This window comes from Arthrobacter sp. 05T45, from assembly GCF_056395875.1.
Window position 1 is genome coordinate 332,408 of record NZ_JBFTKI010000001.1, and the last position, 18,504, is coordinate 350,911.

The following is an 18,504-nucleotide window of genomic DNA, read 5'->3' on the forward strand; positions in this document are numbered from 1 at the left end:
GGCTGGGACCCGTCCGTGTTAGACTTGAGACTAATTGTTATTGTGGCAGTGGATGAGTGCGCCGGTTTGAGCCAGACAGCTTGCAGCTGAAAGGTTCAACCAGGACGACGTTTCCGGTTTGCAGGGTTCTTGTGCAACGTATGCCACATTTTCGCATGCCTAGGGGCAGTTCGGGTCGAAAGTCCTTGGACCCCGGCGTGCGGTCCGACTATTAAGGCTTCGCCTCAGCTGCTCTGGAGAGAACTTCAAAGCTCGGGCGGCGAGGCGCAGCGACAAGAGAGCGGCCGCCAACGGCCGCTCCGGATAAAACGGAGAACACGAGAGTGCCTACGATTAACCAGCTGGTCCGCAAGGGCCGCACGCCTAAGGTCAAAAAGACCAAGGCTCCCGCGCTTAACGGCAGCCCGATGCGCCGCGGTGTTTGCACCCGCGTTTACACGACGACCCCGAAGAAGCCGAACTCGGCTCTGCGTAAGGTTGCTCGCGTACGCCTCAACGGCGGCATTGAAGTCACCGCATACATCCCCGGTGTGGGCCACAACCTGCAGGAGCACTCCATTGTGCTCGTCCGCGGCGGCCGCGTGAAGGACCTTCCGGGTGTCCGCTACAAGATCGTCCGTGGCGCCCTCGATACCCAGGGTGTCAAGAACCGTAAGCAGGCTCGCAGCCGCTACGGCGCAAAGATGGAGAAGAAGTAATATGCCTCGCAAGGGTCCGGCCCCCAAGCGGCCGCTAGTTCTAGATCCCGTTTACGGCTCCCCGCTGGTCACCCAGCTCATCAACAAGGTGCTGGTTGACGGCAAGAAGTCCACCGCAGAGCGCATCGTTTACGGTGCACTCGAGGGTGCTCGCGCCAAGTCCGGCGGCGACCCCGTTGCAGCCCTCAAGAAGGCCATGGAGAACGTCAAGCCTTCGCTTGAGGTCCGCTCCCGCCGTGTTGGTGGCGCCACCTACCAGGTCCCCGTTGAGGTCAAGCCGGGCCGTTCCACGGCCCTCGCCCTCCGCTGGCTGGTTGGCTACTCCAAGGCCCGCCGCGAAAAGACCATGACCGAGCGCCTCCAGAACGAAATCCTGGATGCCTCGAACGGTCTCGGTGCCGCTGTGAAGCGTCGCGAAGACACCCACAAGATGGCCGAGTCCAACAAGGCCTTCGCACACTACCGCTGGTAATACTTCCCGGACGCCGCCGGCTCGACTGAGCCGGCGGCGAACGTGCAGTCCATCCGAAAGGGAGACACCGTGGCACAGGACGTGCTTACCGACCTTAGCAAGGTCCGCAATATCGGCATCATGGCCCACATCGATGCCGGCAAGACCACTACTACCGAGCGCATCCTCTTCTACACGGGTGTGAACCACAAGATCGGCGAAACGCACGACGGCGCTTCGACGACTGACTGGATGGAACAGGAAAAGGAACGCGGCATCACCATCACGTCTGCCGCCGTGACCTGCTTCTGGGAAAACAACCAGATCAACATCATCGACACCCCCGGCCACGTTGACTTCACGGTCGAGGTTGAGCGCTCCCTGCGCGTCCTCGACGGCGCAGTCGCCGTGTTCGACGGCAAGGAAGGCGTGGAGCCGCAGTCCGAGACTGTTTGGCGCCAGGCTGACAAGTACAACGTTCCGCGCATCTGCTTCGTCAACAAGATGGACAAGCTCGGCGCTGACTTCTACTTCACCGTCGACACCATCATCAGCCGCCTCGGTGCCAAGCCGCTCGTCATGCAGCTGCCGATCGGCGCCGAGAACGACTTCATCGGCGTCGTCGACCTCCTTTACATGCGTTCGCTGGTCTGGCCCGGCGACGCCAAGGGTGACGTCACCATGGGTGCCAAGTACGAGATCCGCGAGATCCCGGCTGACCTCCAGGCGAAGGCCGAAGAGTACCGCGCAACGCTCATTGAGACCGTTGCCGAGTCCTCCGAGGAACTCATGGAGAAGTACCTTGAGGGCGAAGAGATCAGCATCGATGAGCTCAAGGCCGGCATCCGCAAGATGACGATCAACTCTGAGATCTACCCGGTCTTCTGTGGTTCTGCATTCAAGAACCGCGGCGTTCAGCCCATGCTCGACGCTGTGGTGGACTACCTGCCGAACCCGCTCGACGTCCCGCCGATGATCGGTCACGATCCCCGCGACGAAGAGAAGGAGCTTACCCGTAAGCCCTCCTCTGAAGAGCCCTTCTCCGCACTGGCGTTCAAGATCGCCGCGCACCCCTTCTTCGGCCAGCTGACCTTCGTCCGCGTGTACTCCGGTCACGTGGAAGCAGGCTCGCAGGTGGTCAACTCCACCAAGGGCAAGAAGGAGCGCATCGGCAAGCTGTTCCAGATGCACGCCAACAAGGAAATGCCCGTCGAGGGCGCTACCGCCGGCCACATCTACGCAGCGATCGGCCTCAAGGACACCACCACGGGCGACACCCTGTGCGATCCGGCCAACCAGATTGTCCTCGAGTCCATGAGCTTCCCGGAGCCCGTGATCTCGGTTGCGATCGAGCCGAACACGAAGGGTGACCAGGAGAAGCTCTCCACGGCCATCCAGAAGCTCTCCGCTGAGGACCCGACCTTCCAGGTCTCCCTCAACGAGGACACCGGCCAGACCATCATCGCCGGCATGGGCGAGCTCCACCTGGACATCCTGGTGGACCGCATGCGCCGCGAATTCAAGGTCGAGGCAAACGTTGGCAAGCCGCAGGTTGCTTACCGCGAAACCATCAAGCGTGCTGTAGAGCGTCACGACTACACGCACAAGAAGCAGACCGGTGGTTCCGGCCAGTTCGCAAAGATCCAGATCGCGATCGAGCCGCTGGACACCTCAGGTGGCGAGCTGTACGAGTTCGAGAACAAGGTCACCGGTGGCCGCGTTCCGCGCGAGTACATCCCGTCGGTCGACGCCGGCATCCAGGATGCGCTTAACGACGGCGTCCTGGCCGGTTACCCGGTTGTCGGCATCAAGGCGACGCTGATTGACGGCGCTTACCACGATGTTGACTCCTCGGAAATGGCGTTCAAGATCGCCGGCCGTATGGCTTTCAAGGAAGCCGCACGCAAGGCGAACCCTGTCCTGCTCGAACCGCTGATGGATGTCGAGGTCCGCACCCCTGAGGAATACATGGGTGAAGTTATCGGTGACCTCAACTCCCGCCGTGGCCAGATGCAGTCCATGGAAGATGCCCAGGGCGTCAAGGTTATTCGCGCACACGTCCCACTGTCCGGCATGTTCGGCTACATCGGTGATCTGCGCTCGAAGACCCAGGGCCGCGCTGTGTACTCCATGACGTTCAACAGCTACGCCGAGGTCCCGAAGGCAGTCGCCGACGAGATCATCCAGAAGAACCGCGGCGAGTAGTCTTCTAGACGCCTCGCAGCAACAAGAAACTCGGGTGCGTCTCCGCCAGCGGAGACACATCTGGTGCAAGTGGCCGGACTCCGGTCAGCTGTAGTCCGGCCGGGCCGGAGTTCGGCCGCCTGCACGAACAGGCTCTAGGCACTAGCATTAGTACCTGAATCTGCAATTTCATCAATCCAAAGCCCCCCAAGTAGACTTACTGGAGTTTCTGCCGCGACAAGCGCGGCCGAAGGGTAAGTCAATTTGAAAACGTTCTAGGAGGAACCTGTGGCAAAGGCAAAGTTCGAGCGGACTAAGCCGCACGTTAACATCGGTACCATTGGTCACGTTGACCACGGTAAGACGACGCTGACGGCCGCCATTTCCAAGGTGCTGTACGACAAGTACCCGACTCTCAACGAGAAGCGTGACTTCGCGTCGATTGACTCTGCTCCCGAAGAGCGTCAGCGCGGCATTACCATCAACATCTCCCACGTTGAGTACCAGACCGAGAAGCGCCACTACGCACACGTAGACGCTCCGGGTCACGCTGACTACATCAAGAACATGATCACCGGCGCTGCTCAGATGGACGGTGCAATCCTCGTGGTTGCCGCCACTGACGGCCCGATGGCTCAGACCCGCGAGCACGTTCTGCTCGCCCGCCAGGTTGGCGTTCCCTACCTGCTGGTCGCGCTGAACAAGGCTGACATGGTTGACGACGAAGAGCTCCTCGACCTCGTTGAAATGGAAGTTCGCGAGCTGCTCAGCTCGCAGGGCTTCGATGGCGACGAGGCTCCGGTTGTTCGCGTTTCCGGCCTGAAGGCCCTCGAAGGCGACCCCGTCTGGGTCAAGTCCGTTGAGGACCTCATGGCTGCTGTCGACGAGTCCGTTCCGGACCCCGTACGTGACCGTGACAAGCCCTTCCTGATGCCGATCGAAGATGTCTTCACGATCACCGGCCGTGGCACCGTTGTTACGGGCCGCGCCGAGCGTGGAACCCTCGCCATCAACTCCGAGGTCGAGATCGTCGGCATCCGCCCGGTCCAGAAGACCACGGTTACCGGTATCGAGATGTTCCACAAGCAGCTCGACGAAGCATGGGCCGGCGAGAACTGTGGCCTACTGCTCCGCGGTCTGAAGCGCGACGATGTCGAGCGTGGCCAGGTTGTCGTCAAGCCGGGTTCCATCACCCCGCACACCGACTTCGAGGCTAACGTCTACATCCTCTCCAAGGACGAAGGCGGACGTCACAACCCGTTCTACTCCAACTACCGCCCGCAGTTCTACTTCCGCACCACGGACGTAACCGGCGTTATCACCCTGCCGGAAGGCACGGAAATGGTTATGCCCGGCGACAACACTGAGATGACCGTTGCGCTCATCCAGCCGATCGCAATGGAAGAGGGCCTCGGCTTCGCTATCCGCGAAGGCGGCCGCACCGTTGGTTCAGGACGCGTCACCAAGATCATCAAGTAATTACTTGCCGATCTGATGCTTTGCCCCTGATCAGCCAGCCGTCTGGCAGCTGAGAAGAGGATCGGGAACAGCCCCGCTGCACTTGCAGCGGGGCTGTTCCTTTTAAGTTCCTGATACCTTTGCAGGAAGGGAAGGGAGCTCACCATGGGCTGGTTCATTTTTCTGTTGATCGCCGCCGCGGTCGTCGTCGCGTTCTTTTGGGCGAAGAGGCACTTCCGCCAGGAGATCGAGCGCGCCAAGCGCATCAATAGGTCCAACCGCAACCAGTAGCAGCGGCCGGGCGGGGCTCAGGCCCGGCGTGCCCGCGCGAGGGCCTGGTACCAGTAGTACGAGTCTTTCGGCGTGCGCTTGAGGCTCGTGAAATCGACGTGCACCAGGCCGAAGCGCTGCGAGTAGCCGGCCGCCCATTCGAAGTTGTCCATCAGCGTCCAGACGTAATAGCCGAGCAGTTCGACGTCGTGGGCCACGCCCCCGGGGGAGGTCGCCTCCACCGCCTGGCTGAGATGTGCGGCGAGATAGCTGATCCGGCCGGCATCGGGAATGGGGCCGGTGACGTGGTCCGGTTCGGGGAAGCTCGCCCCGCTCTCGGTGATGTAGAGCGGCGGCAGCGAGGACCCGTACCGGTCCTTCAGCTCCCGGAGCAGGATCCCCAGGTGGTCAGGAGCGACCGGCCAGCCGAATCCTGTGCGTTCATACTCCGGGAACGCGGCCATGTGGAACGGGACTTTCAGCATCGCCTCCGCGGTTGCCGAGGGGCTGTCGACGCCGCGTCCCGTGGCCACCTTGACGGGGTAGTAATAGTTCAGGCCGTAGAAATCCAGCGGCTGGTGGATCGTGGCCAGGTCCGCGTCGCTGATGCTCCGCATTGAACGGAACCACGGCCGGGCGATCAGCGGCAGCCGGGGAAAACGGCCCAGGAGGATCGGGTCAGCGTAGAGCCGGTTCAGCACGAAGTCGAACACCCTGGCCAGCATCCTGTCTGTTGGCGAACCGGAAGCAGGCCGGACGGGGGAATGCAGGTTCGTGACCCCGACGGCGCCGGCGACGCCCTCCGCGCGCAGCGCCTGAACCGCCAGCCCGTGCCCCAGGAGCTGATGCCGCACCGACGGCAGGGCATCGAAGAGCAGGCCGCGGCCGGGTGCGTGGACGCCCAGGGCGTAGCCGTTGAGGGTAACCGAGGCGGGCTCGTTCAGCGTCACCCACTGCGCCACGCGGTCGCCGAGCCGCTTGCCGGCGGCCGCGCTGTACTCGGCGAACCGTTCCGCCGTCGAACGGTTCATCCAGCCGCCCCGGTGCTCGAGGGGCAGCGGCGTATCCCAGTGGTAGAGAGTGGCCATGGGGGAGATGCCGGCGGCGAGGAGCCGGTCGATCAGGCGGTCGTAGAAGTCCAGCCCGGCCGCATTGAAGCGGCCGCTGCCCTCGGGCTGGACCCGCGGCCACGAGATCGAAAAGCGGTAGGAATCGATCCCGAGATCCCGCATCAGTTCGATGTCTTCCTCGGCGCGGTTGTAGTGGTCGCAGGCCACGGCGGGGGAGTGCCCGTGCAGGATGTTGCCGGGCTTTTCGGCAAAGGCGTCCCAGCCGGAGGGGCCGCGGCCGCCGGCGGCAAGGCTGCCCTCGATCTGGAATGCCGCGGAGGAGACACCCAGGGTGAATCCCGGGCTCAGGCGTGCGGCGAGGGCCTGAACTGCTACAGAGTCCTGCACAGTCATGCCCCTATCATCCATTCGACGGCGATTCAGGACAATGGCCCTCCGGCAGTGATTGCACCGCCGTGCAGAGGGGCTGATTCGCTTCTGCCCGCAAATTCCGGCATACTAGATGAGTTGTTCAAGCGCTCTTTCGCGTCCCGATCCGGATAATGCCGGATGCCAGGGTCCAAGTAAGAGACCAAACATAACCCACTCCCCATGGAATTGCGGACGCGTACGTGTGAAAACATGCGACACGCCCGACCGCGGGGGTCGGTTGCGTCGGCAGGTTGAGGAACCCGGATCTTTCCGGATTCAGCTTGTGCGGCGGGTGGTAGTCACGACTTCAAATGCTTCGGCAGCCATACAACTAGTAAGTGAACAGGGCAGCCCTAATCAGGGGAAGCACAGACTGAAAGAGAGTCAGGCGACATGGCGGGACAAAAAATCCGCATCCGGCTGAAGTCATATGACCACGAGGTCATTGACGTTTCAGCACGGAAGATCGTTGAGACGGTCACGCGCGCAGGCGCAACTGTAGTTGGCCCCGTGCCGCTGCCGACGGAGAAGAACGTTTACTGCGTTATTCGCTCTCCGCACAAGTACAAGGACAGCCGCGAGCACTTCGAAATGCGCACGCACAAGCGTCTTATCGACATCATCGACCCCACGCCCAAGGCTGTTGATTCGCTCATGCGTCTCGACCTGCCGGCCGACGTGAACATCGAAATCAAGCTGTAGGGAGGTGCTGAGAGACTATGACCGCAACCCGTAACGTAAAGGGCCTGCTGGGCACGAAGCTCGGCATGACCCAGGTCTGGGACGAGAACAACAAGCTCATCCCCGTCACTGTGGTCCAGGCTGACTCGAACGTCATCACGCAGCTGCGCAACGCAGAAACTGATGGCTATGTCGCCGTTCAGATCGGCTACGGCCAGATCGATCCCCGCAAGGTCACCAAGCCGCTGGCTGGTCACTTTGAAAAGGCAGGCGTCACGCCTCGCCGCCACGTCGTAGAACTGCGCACTGCAGATGCTGACTCTTACGAGCTGGGCCAGGAGCTCTCCGTAGAGCTCTTCGAAGCCGGCCAGAAGATCGACGTCGTTGGCACCACCAAGGGTAAGGGCTTCGCCGGTGTTATGAAGCGTCACGGCTTCCACGGCGTTGGAGCTTCCCACGGTGCCCACAAGAACCACCGTAAGCCCGGTTCAATCGGTGGCGCATCCACCCCGAGCCGCGTCTTCAAGGGCATGAAAATGGCCGGCCGCATGGGCGCCGTTCGTCACACCACGCTGAACCTCACGGTCCACGCGGTTGACGTCGAGAAGTCGCTGCTCCTGATCAAGGGCGCCGTTCCCGGCGCCCGCGGCCAGGTCGTACTCGTACGCACCGCCGTGAAGGGAGCCTAGTTCAATGACTAGCACTGTCAAGGTTGACCTGCCTGCAGAGATCTTCGACGTACAGACCAACGTGCCGCTGCTGCACCAGGTCGTCGTTGCCCAGCTCGCTGCTGCTCGCCAGGGTACCCACAAGACCAAGACCCGCGCCGAGGTTTCCGGTGCAGGTCGCAAGCCGTTCAAGCAGAAGGGCACCGGCCGCGCCCGTCAGGGTTCCATCCGTGCTCCTCACATGACCGGTGGTGGCGTTGTCCACGGCCCCACGCCGCGTGACTACAGCCAGCGCACCCCCAAGAAGATGATTGCTGCTGCACTGCGCGGCGCACTCTCGGACCGCGCCCGCAACGGCCGCGTCCACGTCGTTGCTGACCTGGTTGCCGGCTCCACGCCGTCCTCCAAGGAAGCACTGGCAACCCTGCGCGGAGTTTCCGAGCGCAAGAACCTGCTCGTTGTCATTGAGCGCGCCAACGATGTTGCTGCACTGTCCGTGCGCAACCTCGAGGAAGTTCACGTTCTGTACGCAGACCAGCTGAACACCTACGACGTTCTCGTTTCCGACGACGTAGTCTTCACCAAGGCTGCCTACGAAGCATTCGTTGCTGACAAGGTTGCAAAGAACGAGGAGGATGCCAAGTGAGTGCAGCCACCATCAAAGACCCGCGCGACGTCGTGCTTGCACCCGTTGTCTCGGAAAAGAGCTACGGCCTGATCGACGAGGGCAAGTACACCTTCCTGGTGGACCCCCGCTCGAACAAGACCGAGATCAAGCTGGCCGTGGAGAAGATTTTCTCCGTCAAGGTCGAATCGATCAACACCATCAACCGTGCCGGTAAGCGCAAGCGCACCAAATTCGGCTGGGGTACCCGCAAGAACACCAAGCGTGCAATTGTGAGCCTCAAAGAAGGCACTATCGACATCTTCGGCGGTCCGCTTTCATAGCGGAGACCACTTTAACGAGGAAATAAATTATGGGAATCCGTAAATACAAGCCGACTACCCCGGGCCGTCGCGGCTCGAGCGTAGCGGACTTCACTGAAATCACGCGGTCGACGCCGGAAAAGTCGTTGGTACGTCCCCTCCCGAAAAAGGGTGGCCGTAACAACTCCGGTAAGATCACGACCCGTCACAAGGGTGGTGGACACAAGCGCCAGTACCGTCTGATCGACTTCCGTCGCCACGACAAGGACGGCGTCAACGCCCGCGTTGCCGAAATCGAGTACGACCCGAACCGCACGGCTCGGATCGCCCTCCTGCACTACGTTGATGGCACCAAGCGTTACATCATCGCCCCGAACAAGCTGTCCCAGGGCGACTTCGTAGAGGCCGGCGCCGACGCTGACATCAAGCCCGGCAACAACCTTCCGCTGCGCAACATCCCGGTCGGTACCGTAATCCACGCAGTCGAACTGCGTCCGGGTGGCGGCGCCAAGATGGGCCGCTCCGCCGGCGCATCGATCCAGCTCGTTGCAAAGGAAGGCCGTTTCGCCCAGCTGCGTCTGCCTTCCGGCGAAATCCGCAACGTTGACGTGCGCTGCCGCGCAACCGTCGGCGAGGTCGGCAACGCCGAGCAGTCGAACATCAACTGGGGCAAGGCCGGCCGTATGCGGTGGAAGGGCGTTCGCCCGACCGTCCGTGGTGTCGCCATGAACCCGGTTGACCACCCCCACGGTGGTGGCGAGGGTAAGACGTCCGGTGGACGTCACCCCGTCAACCCGAACGGTAAGCGCGAAGGCCGCACCCGCCGTCCCAACAAAGAGAGCGACAAGCTTATTGTTCGTCGCCGTCGTACTGGCAAGAACAAGCGATAGGAGCCTGGACACATGCCACGCAGCCTGAAAAAAGGTCCTTTCGTTGACCAGCACCTCTTTGTAAAGGTAGCCAGGGAAAACGAAAAGGGCACCAAGAACGTCATCAAGACCTGGTCCCGCCGTTCGATGATCGTCCCCGACATGCTCGGCCACACGATCGCCGTACACGACGGACGCAAGCACATCCCCGTGTTTGTCACTGAGTCGATGGTCGGGCACAAGCTCGGCGAATTCGCTCCCACGCGGACATTCCGCGGCCATGTCAAGGACGACCGTAAGGGCAAGCGCCGCTAGGCGCCTGCACTTACGTCAAAGACGAGAGAAGGAAAGCAATGGAAGCCAAGGCAATTGCGCGTCACATCCGCGTAACGCCTATGAAGGCCCGGCGCGTCGTCAACCTTGTTCGTGGTAAGCAAGCGAATGAGGCTCTGGCAATTCTGAAGTTTGCCCCCCAGGCAGCTTCGGAGCCGGTATTCAAGGTAGTTCAGTCGGCAATCTCCAACGCCCGGGTCCTCGCGGACCGCGACGGCGTGGCGTTTGACGAAGGTGACCTCATCATCAGCGAAGCGTTTGTTGATGAAGGCCCGACCATGAAGCGGTTCCAGCCGCGAGCCCAGGGTCGTGCATTTCAGATCAAGAAGCGCACGAGCCACATCACCGTGGTAGTCGCTACCCCGGAGAAAGAGGAGGCTCGCTAAGTGGGACAGAAAGTTAACCCGCACGGGTTCCGACTCGGCATCACCACCGATCACGTATCGCACTGGTTCGCCGACAGCACCAAGGCCGGCCAGCGGTACAAGGACTTCGTTCGCGAAGACATCCGTATCCGCCAGCTCATGTCCACGGGCATGGAGCGCGCCGGTATCGCCAAGGTCGAAATCGAGCGCACCCGCGACCGTGTCCGCGTGGATATCCACACGGCACGTCCGGGCATCGTCATCGGCCGCCGCGGCGCTGAAGCAGACCGCATCCGCGGCGAGCTTGAGAAGCTCACGGGCAAGCAGGTTCAGCTGAACATCCTCGAGGTCAAGAACCCCGAGATGGAAGCCCAGCTTGTTGCCCAGGGCGTTGCAGAGCAGCTGACTTCCCGCGTGGCTTTCCGCCGTGCGATGAAGAAGGCCATGCAGTCCGCACAGCGCGCCGGTGCCAAGGGCATCCGGATCGCTTGCTCGGGTCGACTGGGCGGCGCAGAAATGTCCCGCTCGGAGTTCTACCGCGAAGGCCGTGTGCCCCTGCACACCCTGCGTGCGAACATCGACTACGGCTTCTACGAGGCCAAGACCACCTTCGGCCGCATCGGCGTGAAGGTCTGGATCTACAAGGGCGACGTCACTGCCAAGGAACTGGCTCAGCAGGCAGCTGCTGCTCCGTCCCGTGGCCGTGCCGGCGACCGCCCGGGCCGCCCGGGTGGCGCCGACCGTGGTGACCGCCGCCGTCGTCCCGACCGCCCCGCAGCCGAGGCAGCACCTGCCGCCGAAGCTCCGGCTGTCGAAGCCGGTGCCGCAGGCACGGCACAGTCAGTAGAAGGAGGACAGGCTTAAATGCTTATCCCACGTCGAGTCAAGCACCGTAAGCAGCACCACCCGGGTCGTTCCGGCGCTGCTACGGGCGGCACCCAGGTCTCCTTCGGTGAGTGGGGCATCCAGGCGCTGAGCCCGGCCTACGTCACGAACCGTCAGATCGAGTCTGCCCGTATCGCGATGACCCGCCACATCAAGCGTGGCGGAAAGGTCTGGATCAACATTTACCCGGACCGTCCGCTGACGAAGAAGCCGGCCGAAACCCGCATGGGTTCCGGTAAGGGTTCTCCGGAATGGTGGGTCTCAAACGTCAAGCCGGGCCGGGTTCTCTTCGAACTCTCCGGTGTCAGTGAAGAGGTAGCTCGCGAGGCCCTGCGCCTGGCAATCCACAAGCTGCCGTTGAAGGCACGCATTGTGCGTCGCGAAGGTGGTGAGTAGAAATGGCAGTAGGATCCAAGGAACTTGCATCCGCACAGCTGGACGGTTTCGACAACGAGCGTCTCGTTGAAGAACTCCGCAAGGCCAAGGAAGAGCTGTTCAACCTGCGTTTCCAGTCCGCCACCGGTCAGCTGGAGAACCACGGTCGTCTGCGCGCGGTAAAGAAGGACATCGCCCGCATCTACACCGTTCTCCGTGAGCGCGAGCTCGGCATTCGTGCCGAGGTTGCCGCACCGGTTGTGGAAGCCAAGGAAGAGAAGAAGTCCAAGAAGGCTGCAACCAAAAAGGCTGAGAAGGCTGAAACGGTTGAATCCGAGGAGGATGCCAAGTGAGTGAAAAGGACGAGAACGTGACGGAAACTGTTTCCGACGCAGCCAAGGCTGACGAGCGCGGTTACCGTAAGACGAAGCGCGGCTACGTCGTCTCGGACAAGATGGAAAAGACCATCACTGTCCAGGTCGAAGACCGCGTGAAGCACGCCCTCTACGGCAAGGTCATCCGCCGCAACGCCAAGATCAAGGCTCACGACGAAGAGAACAGCGCCGGCATCGGCGACCTCGTGCTCCTCGCCGAGACCCGCCCGCTGTCCGCTACCAAGCGGTGGCGTCTGGTCGAGATCCTCGAGAAGGCCAAGTAACACCTGCACCTGTTTGTCTGGTGATACAGCAGAAGCCCTCGTTCCCCTTTGGGGGAGCGGGGGCTTCTGCGTTGCCGGCAGCCGCCGCAGCCGGCAGCCTGCGACTGGCGGCAGCAGTTTACCGTGCCCGTCACGCGAAGCAGCCTTCGGGGGGCTTACGACGCCGGCGGGCCGGGTTCCCGGGGTGCGCGGCGGCGGGCGGGCCCAAAGCCTGTCCGGCGTGGCGGCGTGGCGGCTGCGCGGGAGGGGTGTGCGGGCTCCATGGCTGTGATATTGGGATACGCCCAAAACGTGCTAAGATTTTGAGTTTGTATGGCGCCTTTTGCGCGCCGTCATCAACCTCGTAAACAATCGTGCCACGGCATAGTGCCCCCTTGCGCCCCGACTCGTCGGGAACCGCCTGGGAAGCAAATGTTTTTGGCACGGGCGTTTAGGCCTGGTCTGGCAAAATCCAGGCAGGTCAAGAGACACCCCGATCAACCGTTCCGCAAGGCTCATTCCGTAGGAAGATTTTCGGTCTGAGAACCAGCGCGACGCAAGGAGTAAATAGTGATTCAGCAGGAGTCGCGACTCAAGGTCGCCGACAACACGGGTGCTAAGGAAATCCTTACCATTCGCGTTCTCGGTGGATCTGGCCGTCGCTACGCAGGCATTGGCGACGTAATCGTCGCTACCGTCAAGGACGCAATTCCGGGCGGCAACGTAAAGAAGGGCGACGTCGTCAAGGCTGTCATCGTCCGTACCAAGAAGGAACGCCGCCGTGCGGATGGTTCCTACATCAAGTTTGACGAGAACGCGGCCGTCATCCTGAAGAACGACGGTGACCCCCGCGGTACCCGTATCTTCGGACCGGTTGGTCGTGAACTTCGCGACAAGAAGTTCATGAAGATCGTTTCTCTGGCTCCGGAGGTGCTCTAGTCCATGGCTAAGATCAAAAAGGGTGACCTCGTTCAGGTCATCACTGGCGCCAAGGCTGAGCGCGGCGGCGACAAGGGTAAGCAGGGCAAGGTTCTGCGCGTGTACCCGGAGACCAACCGCGTGTTGGTTGAAGGCATTAACCGCGTAACCAAGCACACCAAGGTCGGTCAGTCGCAGCGCGGCACCAAGACCGGTGGCATCGAGGTCGTCGAGGCTTCGATCCACATCTCCAACGTGGCTCTGGTTGACCCGTCCACCAAGAAGCCCACCCGCGTCGGTTTCCGCACCGAGACCGTTGAGCGCGATGGCGTGAAGCGTGACGTGCGCGTCCGCGTGGCCAAGAGCTCAGGGAAGGACATCTAATGACTGAGACTCTCGAGACTCCGGCAAGCAAGATCGTTCCTCGTCTGAAGACCAAGTACGCCGATTCCATCAAGAACACGCTGACTGAGGAATTCAAGTACCAGAACGTCAACCAGGTTCCCCGCCTGGTGAAGGTCGTTGTGAACATGGGTGTTGGAGATGCCGCCAAGGACTCCAAGCTGATCGACGGCGCTGTCCGCGATCTGACCCTGATCACCGGCCAGAAGCCGCAGGTAACCAAGGCCCGCAAGTCGATCGCACAGTTCAAGCTGCGCGAAGGCATGCCGATCGGTGCACACGCAACTCTGCGTGGGGACCGCATGTGGGAATTCCTGGACCGTCTGGTCACGCTGGCCCTGCCGCGTATCCGCGACTTCCGTGGCCTCAGCGGCAAGCAGTTCGATGGCAACGGCAACTACACCTTCGGTCTGACCGAGCAGGTTATGTTCCACGAGATCGACCAGGATTCCATTGACCGCGTTCGCGGTATGGACATCACCGTCGTGACCACTGCCAAGACCGACGACGAAGGCCGCGCGCTGCTGAAGGCGCTTGGCTTCCCGTTCAAGACCGAAGACTAATCTAGCTACGTAAAAGGTCCGCCCGCGCTCCTTTCCGAATTCTGTTCGGGACAACCAGCACGGCGGAAACCGTTATGAGGAAGGGCAAGAGCCCACATGACAATGACAGATCCCGTCGCAGACATGCTTACGCGTCTGCGCAACGCTAACTCGGCATACCACGATTCCGTGACCATGCCGTACAGCAAGCTCAAGGCACGCGTTGCCGACATCCTGAAGGCTGAAGGTTACATCGCCTCCTGGAAAGAAGAAGACGCTGAGGTTGGCAAGAAGCTGACCCTCGAGCTCAAGTTCGGTCCGAACCGCGAGCGTTCAATCGCTGGCGTTCGTCGTATTTCCAAGCCGGGACTGCGCGTTTACGCAAAGTCCACCAACCTGCCGCACGTGCTCGGTGGCCTGGGTGTCGCAATCCTGTCCACCTCTTCCGGCCTCTTGACTGACAAGCAGGCCGGCAAGAAGGGCGTGGGCGGCGAAGTCCTCGCTTACGTCTGGTAACGGGAAAGGAAGAGAATAATGTCACGTATTGGACGTCTCCCCATCACCGTTCCTGCCGGCGTTGAGGTCAAGGTTGACGGCTCTGTCGTCAGCGTCAAGGGTTCCAAAGGCGAGCTGAGCCACACTGTGGCCAGCCCGATCGAGGTTTCCCTGGAAGATGGCACCCTGACTGTCGCCCGCCCGAACGACGAGCGCGCCTCACGTTCGCTGCACGGCCTGACCCGCACCCTGATCGCCAACATGATCCAGGGTGTCACCGCAGGCTACGAGAAGAAGCTTGAGATTGTCGGTACCGGTTACCGCGTCCAGGCCAAGGGTTCTGACCTGGAGTTCGCTCTGGGCTACAGCCACCCGGTCAACGTCTCGGCACCGAACGGCATCACCTTTGCAGTTGAGACCCCGACCAAGCTCTCTGTTTCAGGTATCTCCAAGCAGCAGGTCGGCGAGGTTGCTGCCAACATTCGCAAGCTGCGGAAGCCGGACCCCTACAAGGGCAAGGGCATCCGTTACGCAGGCGAAGTCATCCGCCGCAAGGTCGGAAAGGCTGGTAAGTAACCATGGCGATCGCAATTAACAAGAAGCGTACGAACAAGAGCAAGTCTGCCCAGCGCAGCCGCCGCCAGCTTCGTATCCGCAAGCGCATCTCCGGAACGGCTGTACGCCCGCGTCTGGTCGTCAACCGCTCCGCACGTCACGTATTCGTCCAGGTTGTCGATGACACCAAGGGCCTGACCGTGGCAAGCGCCTCCACACTGGAAGCCGACCTTCGTGCATTCGACGGTGACAAGACCGCCAAGGCCAAGCGCGTTGGCGAACTGGTCGCCGAGCGTGCCAAGGCTGCCGGTATCGAAGCAGTTGTCTTCGACCGCGGTGGTAACAAGTACCACGGCCGGATCGCCGCCGTCGCTGACGGCGCACGTGAAGGTGGGCTGGCACTGTGACCGAAAATAACGAAAAGGACATTCAGGTGACTGAAGCTGTAGCTGCTCCGGCAACTGAGACCGCTGCGCCTGCTACCACTGACGACCGCCGTGGTGGCGCTCGTCGTGGCGAGCGTGGCGACCGCGGCCAGGGCCGTGGCGACCGTGGTGGCCGTGACGGCGGCCGCGAGGCCGAGAAGAGCCAGTTCGTAGAGCGCGTCGTAACCATCAACCGCGTTTCCAAGGTCGTCAAGGGTGGTCGTCGCTTCAGCTTCACCGCCCTCGTCGTCGTCGGTGACGGCAACGGCATGGTCGGCGTCGGCTACGGCAAGGCAAAGGAAGTTCCTGCCGCTATCGCGAAGGGCGTTGAAGAGGCCAAGAAGTCCTTCTTCCGCGTTCCCCGCATCGGCAGCACCATCCCGCACCGCGTTCAGGGTGAGGCCGCCGCAGGCGTCGTCATGCTGCGCCCGGCTTCCGCCGGTACCGGTGTTATCGCCGGTGGCCCGGTCCGTGCAGTACTGGAGTGCGTGGGCATCCACGACATCCTCTCCAAGTCGCTCGGTTCTTCCAACGCCATCAACATCGTTCACGCGACCGTTGACGCGCTGAAGCGCCTCGAAGAGCCGGCAGCAGTGGCAGCACGCCGCGGCCTCCCGCTCGACGAGATCGCCCCGCCGGCAATGGTCAAGGCGCTCCTGAACCAGAAGGCAGGTGTCTGAGTCATGGCTAAGAACGTGCTTGTCTCCGACGCAAAGTTGGAGATCACTCAGATCAAGTCCGCCATTGGCGGCAAGCAGAACCAGCGCGACACCCTGCGGTCCCTCGGCCTGAAGCGGATCGGACACACCGTTGTCCGCACCGCCGACGCCGTGACCGTCGGGATGCTCAACACGGTTCCGCACCTGGTAAAGGTAGAGGAGGCGAAGTAAATGGCAGAGAAGAACACCGCCGAAAAGGCACAGGGCGCCGCTGAGAAGCAGAACGCACTGAAGGTTCACCACCTGCGTCCCGCCCCGGGTGCCAAGACCGCCAAGACCCGTGTTGGTCGTGGTGAAGGTTCCAAGGGTAAGACCGCTGGTCGCGGTACCAAGGGTACGAAGGCCCGCTACCAGATCAAGGCTGGCTTTGCCGGCGGCCAGCTGCCGCTGCACATGCGCCTGCCGAAGCTGCGCGGCTTCAAGAACCCGTTCCGGGTTGAGTACCAGGTTGTAAACCTGGACAAGCTCAACGAGCTGTTCCCGGAAGGTGGCGCTGTCACCGTGGAGAACCTGGTCGAAAAGGGTGCCGTTCGCAAGAACCAGCCCGTCAAGGTGCTGGGCACCGGCGACATCACCGTCAAGGTTGACGTCACCGTCCACGCATTCTCGGCCAGCGCTGCTGACAAGATTGCTGCAGCAGGCGGAAGCACCACCGCCCTCTAACGAGGCGGCGGGGCAGTTGCCCGTTGTTGAAACTCCCGGTACCAGGGGCTCAGGCCCCCGGTGCCGGGAGTTTTTTTCATTTTCCGGGCCCCGCCGATTGTTCGCGGGGCGCATCCACCCGTTAGACTCGGTTGTTGGGTTTATTTGACCTGTCTCACACGACTTTACTTATTACTCAGGAGGACGCTTGCTTAGCGCATTTGGCCGGGCCTTTCGCACGCCTGATCTGCGACGCAAGTTGTTGTTCACGCTGGGAATCATCACAATCTTCCGCTTGGGTGCCTTCATCCCCTCGCCTGGTGTGAGCTACCAGAATGTCCAGCAATGCTTGCAGAACGGTCAGACCTCGGGCGGGATCTACCAGCTCGTCAACCTGTTCAGCGGCGGTGCATTGCTGCAGGTGTCCATCTTTGCCCTCGGCATCATGCCGTACATCACCGCCAGCATCATCGTCCAGCTGCTCCGGGTGGTCATTCCCCGTTTCCAGCAGCTGTACGAGGAGGGCGCGTCAGGGCAGTCGAAACTGACCCAGTACACCCGCTACCTCACGATCGCACTTGGCCTGCTCAATGCCACGACACTGGTGTCGCTGGCACGCTCCGGCCAGCTGCTGCCTAACTGCCAGCTGCCCATCATCCCGGACAGCTCGATCGTCACCACGGTCCTGATCATCATCACGCTCACGGCCGGCACAGGCCTGATCATGTGGATGGGCGAGCTCGTGACGGAAAAGGGCGTCGGCAACGGCATGTCCCTGCTGATCTTCACGTCCATCGCCGCAGGCTTCCCCGGCTCGCTCGGTGCGATCTGGAAGGCACAGGGCCCCGGCACGTTCTTCCTGGTCCTCATCATCGGCCTGCTCACCGTGGCACTCGTGGTCTTCGTGGAGCAGTCCCAGCGACGGATCCCGGTGCAGTACGCCAAACGGATGATCGGCCGCCGCACGGTCGGCGGAACCAGCACCTACATCCCCATCAAGGTGAACATGGCCGGCGTCGTGCCCGTCATCTTCGCCTCGTCCATGCTCTACCTGCCGGGGCTGATCTCACAGTTCAACCAGCCCAAGGCCGGCGAGCCGGTGCAGCCCTGGGTTGAGTGGATCAACAACAACCTCACCAAGGGCGACCACCCGATCTATATGGCACTGTATTTCGCCATGATTGTGTTTTTCACCTACTTCTATGTTGCGATTACTTTCAACCCCGAAGAGGTCTCGGACAACATGAAGAAGTACGGCGGCTTCATTCCGGGCATCCGCGCCGGCAAGCCGACCGCGGACTATCTTCAGTACGTCCTATCCCGGATCACCCTGCCCGGCGCCTTCTACCTCGGCTTCGTGGCATTGATCCCGCTGGTTGCACTGGTCCTGATTAACGCGAACCAGAACTTCCCGTTCGGCGGCACCTCGATCCTGATCATGGTGGGCGTCGGTCTGGAGACCGTGAAGCAGATTGATGCGCAACTACAGCAACGTCACTACGAAGGGCTTTTGCGATGACGAGA

Annotated in this window: 27 protein-coding genes; 26 read left to right on the forward strand and 1 reads right to left on the reverse strand. The window is 61.7% G+C overall.

Annotated features, from left to right (window positions below; all coding sequences use genetic code 11):
• Positions 1 to 323: 323 nt before the first annotated feature.
• The 5 genes from rpsL (at position 324) to AC1DGD_RS01590 (ending at position 5,082) form a co-directional block, all read left to right on the forward strand.
• Positions 324 to 698 carry a 30S ribosomal protein S12 gene (gene rpsL / locus AC1DGD_RS01570; protein WP_018773658.1) on the forward strand — a complete coding sequence of 125 codons (375 nt, stop codon included), beginning with the start codon at positions 324 to 326 and terminating at the stop codon, positions 696 to 698.
• A 1-nt stretch (position 699) separates the two neighbouring features.
• Entirely contained in the window at positions 700 to 1,170 is a 471-nt protein-coding gene (rpsG, locus tag AC1DGD_RS01575; protein WP_011692813.1) for a 30S ribosomal protein S7, read from the forward strand.
• 69 nt (positions 1,171 to 1,239) lie between these two features.
• Positions 1,240 to 3,354, forward strand: a complete 2,115-nt coding sequence (gene fusA, locus AC1DGD_RS01580; protein WP_079550516.1) for an elongation factor G — start codon at positions 1,240 to 1,242, stop codon at positions 3,352 to 3,354.
• Between the two features lie 267 nt (positions 3,355 to 3,621).
• Entirely contained in the window at positions 3,622 to 4,812 is a 1,191-nt protein-coding gene (gene tuf, locus AC1DGD_RS01585) for an elongation factor Tu (protein WP_018773660.1), read from the forward strand.
• Positions 4,813 to 4,956: 144 nt separating this feature from the next.
• Positions 4,957 to 5,082 carry a hypothetical protein gene (locus AC1DGD_RS01590; protein ID WP_256860042.1) on the forward strand — a complete coding sequence of 42 codons (126 nt, stop codon included), beginning with the start codon at positions 4,957 to 4,959 and terminating at the stop codon, positions 5,080 to 5,082.
• Positions 5,083 to 5,099: 17 nt separating this feature from the next.
• Here AC1DGD_RS01590 and AC1DGD_RS01595 read toward each other — a convergent pair whose 3' ends face one another.
• Positions 5,100 to 6,524 carry a GH1 family beta-glucosidase gene (locus AC1DGD_RS01595; RefSeq protein WP_476855688.1) on the reverse strand — a complete coding sequence of 475 codons (1,425 nt, stop codon included), beginning with the start codon at positions 6,522 to 6,524 and terminating at the stop codon, positions 5,100 to 5,102.
• A gap of 411 nt (positions 6,525 to 6,935) precedes the next feature.
• On the opposite strand from AC1DGD_RS01595, the gene rpsJ reads away from it, so the two are divergent.
• The 21 genes from rpsJ (at position 6,936) to secY (ending at position 18,499) form a co-directional block, all read left to right on the forward strand.
• On the forward strand, positions 6,936 to 7,244 hold the full coding sequence (gene rpsJ, locus AC1DGD_RS01600; RefSeq protein WP_003803825.1) for a 30S ribosomal protein S10: 309 nt from the start codon (positions 6,936 to 6,938) through the stop codon (positions 7,242 to 7,244).
• A 17-nt stretch (positions 7,245 to 7,261) separates the two neighbouring features.
• The gene (gene rplC, locus AC1DGD_RS01605) at positions 7,262 to 7,912 is read left to right on the forward strand and encodes a 50S ribosomal protein L3 (RefSeq protein WP_003803812.1); all 651 of its coding nucleotides are present in this window, start codon (positions 7,262 to 7,264) and stop codon (positions 7,910 to 7,912) included.
• 4 nt (positions 7,913 to 7,916) lie between these two features.
• Positions 7,917 to 8,537: a 50S ribosomal protein L4 gene (rplD, locus tag AC1DGD_RS01610; RefSeq protein ID WP_028275117.1), complete on the forward strand. Its 621-nt coding sequence runs from the start codon at positions 7,917 to 7,919 to the stop codon at positions 8,535 to 8,537.
• The gene (rplW, locus tag AC1DGD_RS01615; protein ID WP_018773664.1) at positions 8,534 to 8,839 is read left to right on the forward strand and encodes a 50S ribosomal protein L23; all 306 of its coding nucleotides are present in this window, start codon (positions 8,534 to 8,536) and stop codon (positions 8,837 to 8,839) included. The genes rplD and rplW overlap by 4 nt, the downstream gene beginning before the upstream one ends.
• A 29-nt stretch (positions 8,840 to 8,868) precedes the next feature.
• Positions 8,869 to 9,708, forward strand: coding sequence for a 50S ribosomal protein L2 (rplB, locus tag AC1DGD_RS01620; RefSeq protein ID WP_026266473.1), 840 nt, complete (start codon positions 8,869 to 8,871; stop codon positions 9,706 to 9,708).
• 12 nt (positions 9,709 to 9,720) lie between these two features.
• Positions 9,721 to 10,002 (forward strand): 30S ribosomal protein S19, encoded by a 282-nt coding sequence (rpsS, locus tag AC1DGD_RS01625; protein WP_018773666.1) that lies wholly within the window; start codon positions 9,721 to 9,723, stop codon positions 10,000 to 10,002.
• Between the two features lie 38 nt (positions 10,003 to 10,040).
• On the forward strand, positions 10,041 to 10,406 hold the full coding sequence (gene rplV, locus AC1DGD_RS01630; RefSeq protein WP_003803798.1) for a 50S ribosomal protein L22: 366 nt from the start codon (positions 10,041 to 10,043) through the stop codon (positions 10,404 to 10,406).
• Entirely contained in the window at positions 10,407 to 11,249 is an 843-nt protein-coding gene (gene rpsC, locus AC1DGD_RS01635; RefSeq protein WP_028275116.1) for a 30S ribosomal protein S3, read from the forward strand. It begins immediately after the preceding gene.
• Entirely contained in the window at positions 11,250 to 11,666 is a 417-nt protein-coding gene (gene rplP, locus AC1DGD_RS01640; protein ID WP_018773668.1) for a 50S ribosomal protein L16, read from the forward strand.
• A 2-nt stretch (positions 11,667 to 11,668) separates the two neighbouring features.
• Positions 11,669 to 11,998 (forward strand): 50S ribosomal protein L29, encoded by a 330-nt coding sequence (gene rpmC / locus AC1DGD_RS01645; RefSeq protein WP_018773669.1) that lies wholly within the window; start codon positions 11,669 to 11,671, stop codon positions 11,996 to 11,998.
• Positions 11,995 to 12,303, forward strand: a complete 309-nt coding sequence (gene rpsQ, locus AC1DGD_RS01650) for a 30S ribosomal protein S17 (RefSeq protein ID WP_018773670.1) — start codon at positions 11,995 to 11,997, stop codon at positions 12,301 to 12,303. Before rpmC ends, rpsQ begins: the two co-directional genes overlap by 4 nt.
• Positions 12,304 to 12,852: 549 nt before the next feature.
• Positions 12,853 to 13,221, forward strand: a complete 369-nt coding sequence (gene rplN, locus AC1DGD_RS01655) for a 50S ribosomal protein L14 (protein WP_003803789.1) — start codon at positions 12,853 to 12,855, stop codon at positions 13,219 to 13,221.
• A 3-nt stretch (positions 13,222 to 13,224) separates the two neighbouring features.
• Positions 13,225 to 13,584: a 50S ribosomal protein L24 gene (gene rplX, locus AC1DGD_RS01660; protein WP_028275000.1), complete on the forward strand. Its 360-nt coding sequence runs from the start codon at positions 13,225 to 13,227 to the stop codon at positions 13,582 to 13,584.
• Positions 13,584 to 14,165, forward strand: coding sequence for a 50S ribosomal protein L5 (gene rplE / locus AC1DGD_RS01665; RefSeq protein WP_018773672.1), 582 nt, complete (start codon positions 13,584 to 13,586; stop codon positions 14,163 to 14,165). The genes rplX and rplE overlap by 1 nt, the downstream gene beginning before the upstream one ends.
• A gap of 96 nt (positions 14,166 to 14,261) precedes the next feature.
• Complete coding sequence (gene rpsH, locus AC1DGD_RS01670; RefSeq protein WP_018773673.1) at positions 14,262 to 14,660, forward strand: 30S ribosomal protein S8; 399 nt, start codon at positions 14,262 to 14,264, stop codon at positions 14,658 to 14,660.
• Positions 14,661 to 14,678: 18 nt separating this feature from the next.
• Complete coding sequence (gene rplF / locus AC1DGD_RS01675; RefSeq protein ID WP_011692797.1) at positions 14,679 to 15,215, forward strand: 50S ribosomal protein L6; 537 nt, start codon at positions 14,679 to 14,681, stop codon at positions 15,213 to 15,215.
• 2 nt (positions 15,216 to 15,217) lie between these two features.
• A complete protein-coding gene (gene rplR, locus AC1DGD_RS01680; protein ID WP_018773674.1) occupies positions 15,218 to 15,601 on the forward strand; it encodes a 50S ribosomal protein L18 in 384 nt (127 codons plus the stop codon).
• A gap of 26 nt (positions 15,602 to 15,627) precedes the next feature.
• On the forward strand, positions 15,628 to 16,299 hold the full coding sequence (gene rpsE, locus AC1DGD_RS01685; protein WP_476855689.1) for a 30S ribosomal protein S5: 672 nt from the start codon (positions 15,628 to 15,630) through the stop codon (positions 16,297 to 16,299).
• Between the two features lie 3 nt (positions 16,300 to 16,302).
• Positions 16,303 to 16,509, forward strand: coding sequence for a 50S ribosomal protein L30 (gene rpmD / locus AC1DGD_RS01690; RefSeq protein ID WP_018773676.1), 207 nt, complete (start codon positions 16,303 to 16,305; stop codon positions 16,507 to 16,509).
• Positions 16,510 to 17,001: a 50S ribosomal protein L15 gene (gene rplO, locus AC1DGD_RS01695; protein ID WP_018773677.1), complete on the forward strand. Its 492-nt coding sequence runs from the start codon at positions 16,510 to 16,512 to the stop codon at positions 16,999 to 17,001. It abuts the gene before it with no gap.
• A 187-nt stretch (positions 17,002 to 17,188) separates the two neighbouring features.
• Positions 17,189 to 18,499, forward strand: a complete 1,311-nt coding sequence (gene secY / locus AC1DGD_RS01700) for a preprotein translocase subunit SecY (protein ID WP_026266474.1) — start codon at positions 17,189 to 17,191, stop codon at positions 18,497 to 18,499.
• Positions 18,500 to 18,504: the final 5 nt, after the last annotated feature.

Bases quoted from the DNA above. Each gene is read 5' to 3' on its own strand.
- rplX (WP_028275000.1), top strand. From the start codon at position 13,225: ATGGCTAAGATCAAAAAGGGTGACCTCGTTCAGGTCATCACTGGCGCC.
- rpsG (WP_011692813.1), top strand. From the start codon at position 700: ATGCCTCGCAAGGGTCCGGCCCCCAAGCGGCCGCTAGTTCTAGATCCC.
- rplR (WP_018773674.1), top strand. From the start codon at position 15,218: ATGGCGATCGCAATTAACAAGAAGCGTACGAACAAGAGCAAGTCTGCC.
- rplF (WP_011692797.1), top strand. From the start codon at position 14,679: ATGTCACGTATTGGACGTCTCCCCATCACCGTTCCTGCCGGCGTTGAG.
- rplE (WP_018773672.1), top strand. From the start codon at position 13,584: ATGACTGAGACTCTCGAGACTCCGGCAAGCAAGATCGTTCCTCGTCTG.
- AC1DGD_RS01595 (WP_476855688.1), bottom strand. From the start codon at position 6,524: ATGACTGTGCAGGACTCTGTAGCAGTTCAGGCCCTCGCCGCACGCCTG.
- rpsS (WP_018773666.1), top strand. From the start codon at position 9,721: ATGCCACGCAGCCTGAAAAAAGGTCCTTTCGTTGACCAGCACCTCTTT.
- rpmD (WP_018773676.1), top strand. From the start codon at position 16,303: ATGGCTAAGAACGTGCTTGTCTCCGACGCAAAGTTGGAGATCACTCAG.
- rplO (WP_018773677.1), top strand. From the start codon at position 16,510: ATGGCAGAGAAGAACACCGCCGAAAAGGCACAGGGCGCCGCTGAGAAG.
- rpsJ (WP_003803825.1), top strand. From the start codon at position 6,936: ATGGCGGGACAAAAAATCCGCATCCGGCTGAAGTCATATGACCACGAG.
- rplB (WP_026266473.1), top strand. From the start codon at position 8,869: ATGGGAATCCGTAAATACAAGCCGACTACCCCGGGCCGTCGCGGCTCG.
- rplV (WP_003803798.1), top strand. From the start codon at position 10,041: ATGGAAGCCAAGGCAATTGCGCGTCACATCCGCGTAACGCCTATGAAG.
- rplD (WP_028275117.1), top strand. From the start codon at position 7,917: ATGACTAGCACTGTCAAGGTTGACCTGCCTGCAGAGATCTTCGACGTA.
- rpmC (WP_018773669.1), top strand. From the start codon at position 11,669: ATGGCAGTAGGATCCAAGGAACTTGCATCCGCACAGCTGGACGGTTTC.
- rpsH (WP_018773673.1), top strand. From the start codon at position 14,262: ATGACAATGACAGATCCCGTCGCAGACATGCTTACGCGTCTGCGCAAC.
- rplC (WP_003803812.1), top strand. From the start codon at position 7,262: ATGACCGCAACCCGTAACGTAAAGGGCCTGCTGGGCACGAAGCTCGGC.
- rplP (WP_018773668.1), top strand. From the start codon at position 11,250: ATGCTTATCCCACGTCGAGTCAAGCACCGTAAGCAGCACCACCCGGGT.
- AC1DGD_RS01590 (WP_256860042.1), top strand. From the start codon at position 4,957: ATGGGCTGGTTCATTTTTCTGTTGATCGCCGCCGCGGTCGTCGTCGCG.